This is a genomic window from Bradyrhizobium sp. 31Argb, from assembly GCF_043638955.1.
Taxonomy (GTDB): Bacteria; Pseudomonadota; Alphaproteobacteria; order Rhizobiales; family Xanthobacteraceae; genus Bradyrhizobium.
This window is the reverse complement of record NZ_JBEGDB010000223.1, coordinates 1-13612: the sequence shown is the minus strand read 5'-3', so window position 1 is coordinate 13612 and position 13612 is coordinate 1. Positions and strand designations below refer to the sequence as shown.

Genomic DNA, 13612 nt, shown 5'->3' with positions numbered 1-13612 from the left:
GCGCGAAACTACTTCGCCGTCGTCGCCATTGCCGCCACTCTGCTCTGGATAAGGTAACTGTCCACACGGCCTAAAGCTCAATGCGACATCAGCGTCGGCACCGTCATGCACTGGAGCATCTCGCGGGTGACGCCGCCGAGCAGGCGTTCCTGCAGCCGCGAATGCCCGTAGCCGCCCATCACCAGCAGGTCGAGGCTTTCGTCGGCCGCAACGGACAGGATGGTGGGCTGGATTTCGGAGTGCGCGGCCGGGAAGGCCACGATCTTGGCCGGCAGCCCAAGCCGCGCCAAATGCTCAACGAGGCGCTGCGGGCTCGCTTCGTCCGGAATCGCCCCTGGATTGCCGATGGAAATGATGGTGAGCGCGTCAGCGTGCCGCAGCAGCGGCATGGCATCCCGCAGCGCGCGGCCGGCGAGGCGGCTTCCGTCCCAGCAAATCCCGATACGCCGCGCGGTAAACGCGCCGCGGAAGGTATAGGGCATGAACAATACCGGGCCGCCTGACTGGAACAGGATTTCCTGCGGCATGTCGTTGTCGAACGTATCGCGTTCGGGTTCCGGCTGCAGGACGACGGTGAGATCATGCAGCCGAGCGCTGGCGCCAGCGATCGCTAGCGCCTCACGCGGTGTCGCGCTCATCGTGCGGCAGGTATACGATATCCCTGCGTGCTTCGCCTCGACCTCGAAAACGCGCATCGCGGCCTCTGCGCGCTCGAGTGCGCGCTGCCGGGTCTCTTCGACGATCATGGACCGCAGCGCCGCCTGCCGCGGCGATCGGAACATTGGCGGTCTCGTAGGCGACGGACAGCGCGTCGAGGTGAGCGCCGTACGCCATGGTCAGCAGCACGGCACCGTCAATCACCGGCCGCGCGGGACGTTCGGAAGGGATAAGCACCAGCAGGTTCTTGAACATCGTCATTCTCCCCCACAATTGGTGGCGATCGGCACAAATTGCACATCGCTATAAGAGCACAACGGTCGATCGACGTATTGATCCAGGTCAGTGGGCGCCGTCGTCATTTTGACGCATATCAAGGCCCGGCCCGCTTCCCAGTGCACGCTACCGGACCCGAGCCTGTTGGAGAGAAACAATGCTGGCAACGGATGTCATGCGAACCTGGTTCGCCACCATAAAGCCGAACGCGCCGCTGCTCGATGCCGTCCACCTGCTCCTGGAAACCAGTCAGCGTGGCTTGCCTGTGATCGACGACGATGGATCTTTGGTCGGCATCATCTCCGAGGGCGATTTCCTGCACCGTCAGGAGCTTGGCGTGACCGGCCCTGCCGGGTTCTTGCTGGAATGGCTGCTCGGACGAGCCGAGGGACAACACATGCACGAGCAGACGCAGGCGCTGCGGGTCGACGCCGTCATGACGCAGAATCCCGTGTGCGTGGATGAAACGGCAACCGTCGACGATATCGTCACGCGAATGGACGCACATCAGATCTCGCAGGTGCTGGTGGTCCGCGACGGCAAGCCCATCGGAATCGTTGGCCGTACGCAGTTGCTCATCGCGCTCGAACGCTGTTTGAGCCGACAACACTGACGAAAGCGCGGCCGCGGCCATACGCAGCATTCCAGCCTGGTTTATGTTGATCAACCCATGCAGCGGCCGATTCCCAAAGCTGCCGCTCGGTGATACTTGGATATCATCGCCGCCAACCGGCGGACGCGGATCGGAACCGGCAAACGACTGATGGACGCATCCGCGCACCGACCGCAGCTTGACAGGAACGGAGGCAATGACCGGGATCAGCCAAGCATTGCTCGCCGATATCGGCGGCACCAATGCGCGTTTCGCGCTCGTCAGGGGTCGTCAGATCGGCCCCATCGAACATGTCAAGGTCGCCGACTATCCGACCTCGGCGGAGGCGATCGCCGCCTTCCTTGCCCGCCACGCGACGGGCGGCGTTGCCACTGCGGCGATCTTCGGCATCGCGGGCCCGATCGAGAACAACCGCGTGGTGCTGACCAACAGCCCGTGGATGTTCGATGCGGCCAGCCTGCGCCAACAATTCGCCTTCGCGGCCGCGCATTTCCTCAATGATTTCGAGGCGCTGGCCTGGTCGCTCCCGGCTCTGGGAGCTTCCGACCTGGTGTCGCTCGGCAGCCCCACTCCGGTCGCCGGCGCTCCCATGCTCGTGGTTGGGCCGGGGACCGGCTTTGGCGCGTCCTGTCTGGTTCCGTCGAGCAAGCCGCCCGTGGCGATCATCACCGAAGCCGGCCATGCCACCTTGCCGGCGACTTCGGAACGGGAGGAGCGGGTGATCGATCACCTGCGTGGGCGCTTCGGCCACGTTTCGATTGAACGTGCGCTATCCGGGTCCGGCCTCACCCACCTCTATGACGCCTTGAACGCCATCGACGGCGCCGGCGCGCCCGCGCGCGATGCGGCCTCGGTCACGCAGGCCGCGCTTGACGGGAGTTGCGCGACGAGCCGGGCGGCGCTCGACATGTTCTGCGCGATGCTCGGCATGGTCTGCGGCAATCTGGCGCTGACCTTCGGCGCCCGCGGCGGCGTCTATATCGCCGGCGGCATCGTGCCTCGTTTCGTCGATCATCTGGCGGGATCGGATTTTGGTCCGTGCTTCACCAGCAAGGGGCGGTTCGATTCCTATCTGCGGGAGATTCCAGTCCATGTCATCACCCGGCCCGATGTGACTTTTGTCGGGCTCAAGGCGTTCTTCGAGACGAACGTCATGGCCGCATAGGCTGACTCGACAATGGAAGTCGCTCGATCAGGCTCAACGAAGTGCGCGATGCCGGCCGCACGTAACGATCGGCATCGCCATTCTCGTGCAATGGGCGCTTACTTCGCCGCGGTCACCATGATCTCGACAGTGTATTGGGGCGCCGCCAGCTTGGCCTCGACGGTAGCGCGCGCCGGCGTGTTGCCTGGCGACACCCAACGGTCCCACACCGCGTTCATCTCGCCGAACGTCTTCATGTCGGTGATGTAGATCGTCGTCGTCAGCAGTTTCGATTTGTCGGTGCCGGCCTTTGCCAGATGGCCGTCGATGATCGAGAGGATCTCCTCCGTCTGCTTCGTCACGCTTTCACCGGCCGTCTTGTTGGCGACGATGCCGGCCAGATACACCGTGTTGCCATGCACGACGACCTGGCTCATCCGCGGCCCGGTTTCAAAACGCTGAATGGTCATATTGTTCTCCCGTTGATTGGCGGTGACTACCTAGCGCAGCGGTCAAGCTCTGGCGAGTCGTCTCTTATGGTCTCTTGTAGCCCGGATGGAGCCAACGGGTCGCGCGAATGCGCGCCCGATGACAGGCTCCGCGTAATCCGGGGCAACTCGATGTGTGGATCGAAGAATCCCGGATTGCGCTTCGCTCCATCCGGGCTACGGGACTGCGATTTATCGCACGGCTTTCGCCGCGGCGCGTCCCGCGTTTCGTCCGGAGAACAGGCAGCCGCCCAGAAAGGTCCCCTCCAGCGAGCGATAGCCGTGCATGCCGCCGCCGCCGAAGCCAGCGGCTTCGCCGACGGCGTAGAGTCCCCTGATGATCTCGCCGTCACTCCCGAACACCCGCGCATCGAGATCGGTCTCGAATCCGCCGAGCGTCTTGCGGGTCAGGATGTTGAGCTTCACCGCGATCAGCGGTCCATGCGCGGGATCGAGGATGCGATGCGGCGCGGCGGTGCGGATCAGGCGGTCGCCGATATATTTGCGCGCATTGTGCAGGTTCATCACCTGCGCGTCCTTGACGTAAGCGTTGGCGATCTCGCGGTCGCGCGCCTCGATCTGCGTTCGGATGTGATCGAGCTTCAAAAGGTTCTCGCCGGAAAGCTGGTTCATCGCCGCGACCAGATCCTCGAGCCTGTCGCGCACGATGAAGTCGACGCCGTTTGTCTTGAACGCTTCCACCGGCGCCGGCGCGCCCTTGTTGGTGGCGCGCTTGATCGTCATGCGCCAGCTCTTGCCGGTGAGGTCGGGGTTCTGCTCGGAGCCCGAGAGCGCGAACTCCTTCTTGATGATGCTCTGGGTCAGGATGAACCAGGAATAATCATGGCCGGTGCTCATGATGTATTGCAGTTGCCCGAGCGTGTCGGAGCCGGGAAACAGCGGTGCCGGCAGCCGCCGTCCGGTCGCATCGAACCACATCGATGATGGCCCGGGCAGGATGCGGATGCCGTGCTTCGGCCAGATTGGTGACCAGTTCTGGATGCCCTCGACGTAGTGCCACATCCGGTCGCGGTTGATCAGCCGCGCGCCGCTCGCCTCGGTGATCCCGATCATGCGGCCGTCGACATGTTCGGGCACGCCGGAGATCATGTGCTTCGGCGGCTCGCCCAATCGCTTCGGCCAGTTCTGCCGCACGAGGTCATGATTGCCGCCGATGCCGCCGGACGCCACGATCACCGCTTGCGCGCGCAGCGAGAATTCGCCGACCACATTGCGCGAGGTGCTCTTGCCGCGCTCCACATTGCTCGGCTCGAGGATCACGCCGGTGACGCCGTCGATCGCGCCGTTCGTCACCTGTAGCGCATCGACGCGATGGCGGAATTTGAAGATCAGCCGGCCGCTCTTCTCGGCCTCGCGCGCGCGGCGCGCGAACGGCTCGACGATGCCGGGCCCGGTGCCCCAGGTGACGTGAAAGCGCGGCACTGAATTGCCGTGGCCCATTGCGTCATAGCCGCCGCGCTCGGCCCAGCCGACGATCGGAAACAATCGATGGCCCATCGCGCGCAGCCAGTCGCGCTTCTCGGTGGCGGCGAAAGCGACGTAAGCTTCCGCCCAGCGCCGCGGCCAATGGTCTTCGTCACGATCGAAGCCCGCCGTTCCCATCCAGTCCTGCAGCGCGAGTTCGTGAGAGTCCTTGATGCCGAGCCGGCGCTGCTCCGGCGAATCGACCAGGAACAATCCGCCGAACGACCAGAACGCCTGGCCACCGAGCGATTGTTCGCCTTCCTGCTCGACCACGATGACGCGTTTTCCCGCATCGGTAATCTCTGTGGCGGCAACAAGGCCTGCCAAACCTGCGCCGACCACAATGACGTCTACATCCTCAGCCATTTCTTTCCTCCCCCGAGTTCCCTGTGAATGAGACCTGTGCGTACGCGCGCGGTCAACGGCGAATCGGGCTCGCTTGTGGCGGCTGTTCCGCGAGGACACGGTAAGGTTGTTCCAGTATGGGATCTTTCATCCGCAAACTGCAGCGTGCGCGCAACACTCGATTTGAATTTGTTTTGACCGACCCGTGACGGCTGGACAAAAATCCGGCCTCGCAACACGCTGGCCGAAGTCTTGCATCACTGAAAACCAACAGATTCGATATTCGACTGGGGCAGGCCATGAAGTTGATGACGGGGTTGCTCGCGGCGGTTCTCCTGCTGGCGGGCATGGGGGTTTCGCATGCGGTGGTACGGATCGCCGACGATCGGGGCGGCAGGATCGGCACTTACGTCGACAGATATCAAGGCCTTCGCAGTTCCGGCGAAACCGTCATCATCGACGGCCTCTGCGCGTCGGCCTGCACCATCGTGCTCGGCGCAGTTCCCCATAGTCGGATCTGCGTCACCTCGCATGCCAATCTCGGTTTTCACGCCGCCTGGGATTTCGGCGCCAACGGCCGCGCCATCACCAATCCCGAAGCGACCCAGATGCTGTACTCGATGTACCCGGCTTCGATCCGCCGCTGGATCGCCTCGCGCGGCGGCCTCACCCCGCGGATGATCTTCCTGCGCGGCAAGGCCCTGCAGGCCATGTTCCGGCCCTGCTACCTCGACGCCCAGGCCTCCGCGAACCGATCGCGCTAGGGGCGCGGTCGTCCTCTGCCGTCATGGCCGGGCTTGACCCGGCCATCTACGTTTTTGATGTGAAGGAAGACGTGGATGCCCGGGTCAAGCCCGGGCATGACGAGTGGCGATAGCTCCGTAATTCCCTCCGCACGATGTGACGGCGCGCCGCAGCATTGCGCTTGCCGGGCGGCGGAACCGAGCTTATTTCAATGACATGGTTCAGCCGGTTTCCGCCTCGCATGGAATGACCGCGCCTGCCTCGGCACAGGGCAAGGTGGCGTCAGCCATTGCCTGGGGCGCTGCGGGCTTGGGCGCGCTCATGGTGCTGGGCGCGGGCGCGCTCTGGTTCCACTACGGCACGGCGGTGTTCTTCGAGACCATCGCGGCCGGCGTGTCGGCTTGTTTCTGAGCATGACCCGGACCCGGAGGGCTGCGCCAGCGCAAAGTGGGCACCGGTTTTCCCGGTAAGGTGATGCTCAAACAATAAACGGCCGAAAGGATTTTTTTCATGGATCGGACCTCCCGCCCGCTTGTGATCGTGGCCGCCTTCGCCGGCAGCCTGGCGGTCGGGCTATTGCTGTTGTTCTGGACCATGGGCGGCCTGCGCAGCATGACCGCGCCGTCGGCGATCGGCGGCCCATTCCAGCTCACCGACCAGGCCGGCCAGACCGTCACCGACAAGAGCCTGAAGGGCAAGCCGACCCTGATCTTCTTCGGCTTCACCCATTGCCCCGACGTCTGCCCGACCTCGCTGTTCGAGATTTCCGAAGTGCTGCGGGCGATGGGCCAGGACGCCGACAGAGTGAACGCCTATTTCGTCTCGGTCGATCCGGAGCGCGACACCGCGGGGGCGATGAAGGATTATCTCTCCAGCTTCGACCCGCATTTGAAGGGCCTCACCGGCGCCCCTGATGCCATCGCCAAGGTGCTGTCGTCCTACCGCGTCTATGCCAAGAAGGTCCCGCTGAAAGACGGCGACTACACCATGGACCACACCGCGCTGATCTATCTGATGGATCGCGACGGCAAGTTCGTCTCCCCCTTCAACCTCAAGCGCACGCCGGAAGAGGCCGCGGCCGACCTCAAGCGCTATCTTTGAATTGCCACTAGGCCCTCGCATCATGCCCCGGATGGTCTATAAGGCCGTCCAATTCCGCAACATTGCCCGGCCAAATGTCCGATCAGACTGCCCCGCTCGACATCTCCCGTGCTATCCGCGCCATGGCCGGATGGCTCGTCGTAGCGGCTTTGGCTGTCTGTAGCGGCGCGGCGAATGCACAAACCCCACAGCAGCAAACTCCGCCGCCGAAGCCGCCTGTCGAGGCGGCGCCGCAGGCAGTGCCCGGCTTCTGGGATCCGCGGCGGCGGCCGGAGCGGCCGGACCTGTCGCGCATCACTGTGATCCGGTTCCTGACTGAGACCGATTATCCGCCGTTCAACTTCACCGGTCCGGACGGCAATCCGGCCGGCTTCAACGTCGACCTGGCGCGGGCGATCTGCGAGGAGATCAAGGTCACCTGCACCATCCAGATGCGCCGTTTCGAGACGTTGGTGGATGCGCTCGCCACCAACCGGGGCGATGCCATCATCGCCTCGATGGCGGTGACGCCGCAATTGCGCACAAGGGTCGATTTCTCCGATCCCTATTACCGCGCGCCGGCCCGCTTCGCGTCGCGGCGCGACGCCGTGCTGCCGGAAGTGCGGCCGGAATATCTCGAAGGCAAGAAGGTCGGCGTCATCGGCGGCACTGCGCATGAAGCCTATCTGAAGGCGATGTTCACCGACGCCGAGCTCCACGCCTACCCCAATGACGATGCGCTCAGGCAAGCGCTTCGCCGCGGCGAGGTCGATTTCATCTTCGGCGACGCGATCGCGCTCGCGTTCTGGATCAACGGCACGGATTCGGCCGAATGCTGCGCCTTCTCCGGCGGCCCGTTCGTCGAGAGCCGCTTCTTCGGCGAGGGCATCGGCATTGCCGTCCGCAAGGGCAACGACCTGCTCCGGCAGGCGTTGAACTGGGCCCTGTTCCGGCTCTGGGAAAAAGGCCGCTACACCGACCTGTGGCTGCGCTATTTTTCCGTCAGCCCGTTCTGACGCAGATGTCGCAGGATTCGTAGTAGGATTCGTAGGGTGGGCACGCCTCGCTTTGCCCACCATACGTTTCTTCGCGTCATTGCGAGCGAAGCAATCCATTTCTCCGCTTGTTGAGACATGCTTCGCTTCGCTCGCAATGACGGTTATGCTATCAAACCGGCCGTTTTTCTTATCTCGGAGAAAGTTCGTTTAAATGTCCGTGACCGACCTTGCCGCAAGCCCGAGCGATCTGCGTGCGCTCGCCGAACAATCCAACGCCTGGCCGTTCGAGCAGGCGAAAGCGATTGTCGCGCGGCTGAAAAAAACTCCGAAGGACGAGGTGCTGTTCGAGACCGGCTACGGCCCGTCCGGCCTGCCCCATATCGGGACCTTCGGCGAAGTCGCGCGCACCACCATGGTGCGCCACGCTTTCCGCGTGCTCACCGAGGACAAGATCAAGACGCGCCTGCTCGCCTTCTCCGACGATATGGATGGCCTGCGCAAGGTGCCGGACAATGTCCCGAACAAGGAACTGTTGGAGCAGCACCTCGGCATGCCGCTGACGAAGGTGCCCGATCCCTTCGGCACGCATCCGAGCTTCGGCGAGCATAACAATGCGCGGCTGCGCGCCTTCCTCGACCAGTTCGGCTTCGATTACGAATTCGCCAGCTCGACCGACTACTACACCTCGGGCCGCTTCGACGCCGCGCTGCTTCGGATGCTGGAGCGGATCGAGAAGGTGATGGCGATCATGTTGCCGTCGTTGCGCGAGGAGCGTGCCGCGAGCTATTCGCCGTTCCTCCCGATTTGCCCGCGCACCGGGTTCGTGCTCTACGTGCCGGTCACGGCGCATGACGCCAAGGCCGGCACGATCTCCTATGAAGACCCCGAGACCAAGGAGAGCGTCACGGTCCCCGTCACCGGCGGCCGCTGCAAATTGCAGTGGAAGCCGGACTGGGCGATGCGCTGGTATGCGCTCGGCGTCGACTATGAGATGGCCGGCAAGGATCTGATCGATTCGGTGAAGCTGTCGGGCAAGATCTGCTCGGCGCTCGGCGGCACGCCCCCCGAAGGCTTCAACTACGAGCTGTTCCTCGACGAGAAGGGCCAGAAGATCTCGAAGTCGAAGGGCAACGGCCTGACCATCGATGAATGGCTGCGCTATGCCTCGCCGGAATCGCTGTCGCTGTTCATGTACCGCGAGCCCAAGGCGGCAAAGCGGCTCTACTTCGACGTGATCCCGCGCAATGTCGACGAATACCAGCAGTTCATCGACGCCTTCCCGCGCCAGGAAGCCCGGCAGCAATTGCAGAATCCAGTCTGGCACATCCACTCCGGCCATCCGCCGAAGGTGGACATGCCCGTCACCTTCCAGCTTCTCTTGACGCTGGTGTCGTCGTCGAATGCGGAGAATGCCGAGACGTTGTGGGGCTTCATCGGCCGCTATCGCCCGGGCGTGACGCCCGAGAGCCATCCAAAACTGGATGCGATGGTCGGCTATGCCATCAACTACTACCGCGACTTCGTCGCGCCCTCGAAGCAATTCCGCGAACCGACCGAGAGCGAGCGTGCGGCGTTGCAGGACCTGCGTGATGCGCTGTCCAACATGCCGGCGGACTCGACCGCGGAGGACATCCAGAACGTGGTCTACGAGATCGGCCGCCGCGAGCCGTTCCTCGATCCCGTGAAGAAGGGCAAGGACGGCCGCCCCGGCGTCTCGCTCGACTGGTTCAACATGCTCTACCAGGTCCTGCTCGGCCAGGAGAAAGGCCCGCGCTTCGGCTCCTTCGTCGCGGTCTACGGCATCCAGAACGCCGTCGACATGATCGACGGCGCATTGGCGCGCTCGTCGTAGAATGGCACGCCTGCCGTAGCCCGGGTGGAGCGAAGCGCAACCCGGGGACCTTCACGGGCCGCCGCAACTTCTTCTGTCCCGGATTACGCTTCGCTCCATCCGGGCTACGCGTCTGGCTTGTTTCTCGCAGAATGCGTAGGGTGGGCAAAGCGCAGCGTGCCCACCCTACCGCTTCGCATCACGCAATCCGTCGCTGGTCGCGCGCAACAGCGTCAGCAGGAGGCCGTTGAGCGGCGTCGCCACGCCATGTCGTTCGCCCGCTGCGACGATCGCGCCGGTGAGCGCGTCGGCTTCGAACGGCCGGCCGGCGAGGCGATCGAAATACATCGAGGTGCCGGCGTCGGGCGGATAGGTCAGCAGCGTCGCCAGCGTTCGTTCGGCCTCGTCCGCATCCAGGCGCGCGCCATCGACTCGACCGACGGCAACTGCCTCTTCGAGGATGGCAAGGCACAGCGTCTTGACGTCCTCGCGCCGGAACACCGCCTGCCGCAGCAACGTCAGCGCAGTGATCGGGTTGGCGACCGCGTTGATCAGGAGCTTGCGCCAGGCGCGCGTGGCGAAGTCGTCGCTGCACAGCACCCGCATGTCAGTTCCTTCGAGCAGGGCTTCGAACGCTCGCCCGTCGGCATCGGCTGCGACCGCAAATTCATAGTCGCCGGCACGTCGGAAGCGAACGCGGTCCGGCGCCAATCGCTCGCCGTTGTAATAGACGAGAGTAGGAACAATCGTCGCGTGCCCGGCCAGCGGCGCCAGCCGCTCCTTGTGCCCGATGCCGTTCTGCAGGACCGCGACTCGCGTGCCGGCGCCGCAGAGTTTTGCAAGCCACGGCGCGCTTGAAGGCGTGTCCTGCGCCTTGGTGCAGAACAACACCCAGTCCACCGGGTTGGCCTGCTGCGGATCAGTCAGGGCGCGAAGCGGAACATCGATTGTGCCTTCCGCGCGCTCGACCACGAGACGATCGAGCGGCCGCCTGACGCAGGCGATCACATCGTGCCGGTCGGCCGCGCGCAACAGGCCGGCGATGATGCCGCCGATGCTTCCGAGGCCGACGATGGCAATGGTCTTGCGATCGGGGTTTCTTTCAGTGCCAGCAGTCATCCGAGACAGATCTCCTCATCCTCACTGTAGGGCGAACGTTGCCGGCATTGCCAACGCAAACTGTGTCTTGCCGCGTTGTTCTATCGAAAACATGCTGCCAACTGCCGCCAATGCACCGCGCGCGTCCCGCGAAATCGGGATGAATCGCGTAGGGTGGGCAAAGCGCAGCGTGCCCACCCTCAAGAGCGGTGCAAGAAGAGGTGGGCACGCTACGCTTTGCCCACCCTACTGCTTCGCATCGCGCAGCCCGTCGCGCCCTGCGAAATCGGGATAGTTGGTGCACGGTAATTTCAAGCGGAGCGACGGCGATTTGAGCTAGACTGCGCCAATAACAAGCCGCCAGCAGAGGGGCGCAAGGGAGGATCAACATGCAGTTCAGGGTTTCACCGGACACGCTTACCGATCAAGGCGCCGCGGAGTGGCAGGCGCGCGTCGATCTTGCCGCCGCGCACCGGCTCGCTTTCATCCAGGGCTTCAGCGAAGGCATCTTCAACCATCTGACCTTCGTGGTGCCCGGCCACAGCGATCGCTACTACCAGATTCCGTTCGGCACGCACTGGTCGGAGGTGACCGCTTCCTGCTTCATGGAAGTCGGCATCGACGATGCCGAGATCAAGCGCGGCGAGGGCGAGGTCGAGCGCTCCTGCTATTGCATCCACGCGCCGATCCACAAGGCGCTGCCGCAGGCGAAGGCGGTGTTCCACACCCATATGCCCTTCGCCAGCGCGCTGACCCGGCTCGAGGATCCCCGCATCAAGGAGATCGGGCAGACCGAAGTCGGCATGGCCGGTGAGATCGCCTATGACGATGAATATACGGGCCCGGCGCTCGATCCCGCCGAAGGCGCGCGGCTCGCGAAGGTGATCGGCGAGAAGACCATTCTATTCATGGCCAACCACGGCATCTCGACCGTCGGCGAGACCGTCGCGGAGGCTTATGATCGGCTGTATTACATCGAGCGCGCCGCGCAGGTGCAGATCTACGCGATGTGGACCGGACAGCCATTGAAGAAGCTGCCTGCTCCCGTGGTCGAAAAGACCATGCGCGATATCGGCGGTAGCAGTCTCTACAAGGGCCCAAGCCCGGCGCAGCGCCACTTCGATGCGTTGAAGCGCATGCTGGACCGCAAGGAGCCGGACTACGCGACGTAGTTTTGTTCGCGCCTGCATCTAGCCGTCATTGCGAGGAGCGAAGCGACGAAGCAATCCATGTTTCCGCAAGTGGAGGCATGGATTGCTTCGCGGAGCCTGTCATCGGGCGGCGCTACGCGCCGACCCGTTGGCTCGCAATGACGGCATCATCGCGCGATGCGTCCGAGTCCGAGGCTTACGATCGCACGGCCGGCGGCGCCTGCAGCGTTGGCGCCGCAGCCGCGAGGATCTCTGCACGATCACTGGTCCGCGGCGGATAGATTCGCACGTGATTGATCGTCTGCTTGGTCAATTTGGCGGCGGCCCCGCTGGTGCGCACCTGGCGATCCCATCCTTCCGTGTACAAGGCCCCCCACGCGCCGAGATCGAGCACGGTGACATACCAATCGATATGTAGCGGCAGCATCGTCCGCCCGAACAGGTCGGCGACGACGTTGTGGCCTGCGAAGCGGCCCATCGGCCGGGCGAACTGGCAGGACATCACGGAGGCGTGGATGCCGTCCACGAAACTGCAGGCCACGTCGCCGGCGGCAAAGACATTCATTGCACCAGTTGCGCGCATGAATTGATCGACGATGACGCGACCATATCGGTCCCGTTCGACATCCAGCGTCTCAGCCAGCGGACTTGCGCGCATGCCCGCGCACCACACGACTGTTTGTGTGGGAATGATCTCCCCCGAACTGAGCGTGATGGCATTTGCGTCGAGCGCGGCAACCGTCACGCCCAGCCGCGTTTCGACGCCGAGCGCCGAGAGCGCCTCATTGATGACCGGGCGGGCGTTATCGCCGATCGTGACGCCAACCGCGGGATTGGGGTCGATGAGGATGATGCGTCGATCGCCGGCGATGCCGGCGCGATCGAGCTTGCCCGGCATCTCGGTTGCGACTTCAATCCCGGTGAAGCCGGTGCCGACCACGACCACTGTGGAGCGCGCTTCCGATGGCGCCGCTGCGCCAAGCGCTGCGAGGTGTGCGTCGAGCCAGACGGCAGCCGCATAGGTGTCCACGTCGAAGCTGTTGGCGGCGAGGCCGGGAATCGCCGGACGCGCCAGTTCGCTGCCAAGCGCCAATACCAGCCGATCGTAAGTCAAAACCTCCGGGCCGTCGCGCGTTACAACGCTCACCTGCTGTTTGACCGCATCGATCGCTTGCACCTCGGCAACCCCATGAGCGACGCCGATAGGGTCCAGCACTTCGGCAAGCGGGATCGCCGCCTTGCTTAGGTCGACTTCATAGTTGCGAACGCGAATGTTGTGATAGGGATTGCGGTCGATCACGAGGATCTCGACCTCGGCCATCCGGCCGATCTCATCGCGCTTGCGCGCAGCGCCGATGGCAGCCCAGAGGCCGGCGAATCCCGCACCGAGGACAATAATGCGCGCCATTTCCTCTCCGAGCGCCGTCGCTTCTCCGAGCTCCGTCAGTGAGCTTGTCCTGAACCGACACGGCAATCAAGCCGGGCGAGCCGGCGCATTTCCGTACTCGCGCATGATCCGGAAAAGTGGAGACCGGTTTTCCCTCGCGACAAAGGCGAAGCGTTTGCGCGGAGATCATGCTCAAACAAAAAGCTAGAGCGAGATGATGATTCGAAGAAAAATCATCACGCTCTAGGCCGTGTGGACTCTTGGGATTCTCAAATCAGATTGAACGTGATTCAAGGCTTTCTTTTAGGAGGAAGC

Annotated in this window: 14 protein-coding genes; 8 read left to right on the top strand and 6 right to left on the bottom strand. The window is 63.7% G+C overall.

The window, feature by feature from the left end:
* Window positions 1-77 precede the first annotated feature (77 nt).
* Together AAFX91_RS30950 and AAFX91_RS30945 are read right to left on the bottom strand one after the other, a co-directional pair.
* Window positions 78-527 (bottom strand): universal stress protein, encoded by a 450-nt coding sequence (locus AAFX91_RS30950; protein WP_394569133.1) that lies wholly within the window; start codon window positions 525-527, stop codon window positions 78-80.
* Between the two features lie 91 nt (window positions 528-618).
* Window positions 619-912, bottom strand: a complete 294-nt coding sequence (locus AAFX91_RS30945) for a hypothetical protein (protein WP_394569132.1) — start codon at window positions 910-912, stop codon at window positions 619-621.
* A 178-nt stretch (window positions 913-1090) separates the two neighbouring features.
* On the opposite strand from AAFX91_RS30945, the gene AAFX91_RS30940 reads away from it, so the two are divergent.
* Window positions 1091-1546 carry a CBS domain-containing protein gene (locus AAFX91_RS30940; RefSeq protein ID WP_130577659.1) on the top strand — a complete coding sequence of 152 codons (456 nt, stop codon included), beginning with the start codon at window positions 1091-1093 and terminating at the stop codon, window positions 1544-1546.
* Window positions 1547-1742: 196 nt separating this feature from the next.
* On the top strand, window positions 1743-2711 hold the full coding sequence (gene glk, locus AAFX91_RS30935; protein WP_394569131.1) for a glucokinase: 969 nt from the start codon (window positions 1743-1745) through the stop codon (window positions 2709-2711).
* Between the two features lie 98 nt (window positions 2712-2809).
* On the opposite strand, the gene AAFX91_RS30930 is transcribed toward glk, so the two are convergent.
* Window positions 2810-3160, bottom strand: coding sequence for a RidA family protein (locus tag AAFX91_RS30930; RefSeq protein ID WP_130577661.1), 351 nt, complete (start codon window positions 3158-3160; stop codon window positions 2810-2812).
* A gap of 210 nt (window positions 3161-3370) precedes the next feature.
* Window positions 3371-5029 carry an FAD-binding dehydrogenase gene (locus tag AAFX91_RS30925; RefSeq protein WP_394569130.1) on the bottom strand — a complete coding sequence of 553 codons (1659 nt, stop codon included), beginning with the start codon at window positions 5027-5029 and terminating at the stop codon, window positions 3371-3373.
* 278 nt (window positions 5030-5307) lie between these two features.
* Here AAFX91_RS30925 and AAFX91_RS30920 point away from each other — a divergent pair, with 278 nt between their 5' ends.
* The 5 genes from AAFX91_RS30920 (at window position 5308) to AAFX91_RS30900 (ending at window position 9682) form a co-directional block, all read left to right on the top strand.
* Window positions 5308-5772 carry a hypothetical protein gene (locus AAFX91_RS30920; RefSeq protein ID WP_130577663.1) on the top strand — a complete coding sequence of 155 codons (465 nt, stop codon included), beginning with the start codon at window positions 5308-5310 and terminating at the stop codon, window positions 5770-5772.
* 196 nt (window positions 5773-5968) lie between these two features.
* A complete protein-coding gene (locus tag AAFX91_RS30915; protein WP_394569129.1) occupies window positions 5969-6163 on the top strand; it encodes a hypothetical protein in 195 nt (64 codons plus the stop codon).
* Between the two features lie 99 nt (window positions 6164-6262).
* Window positions 6263-6853 carry an SCO family protein gene (locus AAFX91_RS30910; RefSeq protein ID WP_282532505.1) on the top strand — a complete coding sequence of 197 codons (591 nt, stop codon included), beginning with the start codon at window positions 6263-6265 and terminating at the stop codon, window positions 6851-6853.
* A 122-nt stretch (window positions 6854-6975) separates the two neighbouring features.
* The gene (locus AAFX91_RS30905) at window positions 6976-7848 is read left to right on the top strand and encodes a transporter substrate-binding domain-containing protein (protein WP_130577683.1); all 873 of its coding nucleotides are present in this window, start codon (window positions 6976-6978) and stop codon (window positions 7846-7848) included.
* 193 nt (window positions 7849-8041) lie between these two features.
* Window positions 8042-9682 carry a lysine--tRNA ligase gene (locus AAFX91_RS30900; protein ID WP_394569128.1) on the top strand — a complete coding sequence of 547 codons (1641 nt, stop codon included), beginning with the start codon at window positions 8042-8044 and terminating at the stop codon, window positions 9680-9682.
* 165 nt (window positions 9683-9847) lie between these two features.
* Here the strand turns inward: AAFX91_RS30900 and AAFX91_RS30895 are convergent, their stop codons facing one another.
* Complete coding sequence (locus tag AAFX91_RS30895) at window positions 9848-10780, bottom strand: 2-dehydropantoate 2-reductase (RefSeq protein WP_394569127.1); 933 nt, start codon at window positions 10778-10780, stop codon at window positions 9848-9850.
* A 368-nt stretch (window positions 10781-11148) separates the two neighbouring features.
* Here AAFX91_RS30895 and AAFX91_RS30890 point away from each other — a divergent pair, with 368 nt between their 5' ends.
* On the top strand, window positions 11149-11931 hold the full coding sequence (locus AAFX91_RS30890; protein ID WP_394569126.1) for a class II aldolase/adducin family protein: 783 nt from the start codon (window positions 11149-11151) through the stop codon (window positions 11929-11931).
* 175 nt (window positions 11932-12106) lie between these two features.
* Here AAFX91_RS30890 and AAFX91_RS30885 read toward each other — a convergent pair whose 3' ends face one another.
* Window positions 12107-13318, bottom strand: coding sequence for an NAD(P)/FAD-dependent oxidoreductase (locus AAFX91_RS30885; RefSeq protein WP_394569125.1), 1212 nt, complete (start codon window positions 13316-13318; stop codon window positions 12107-12109).
* Between the last annotated feature and the right edge of the window lie 294 nt (window positions 13319-13612).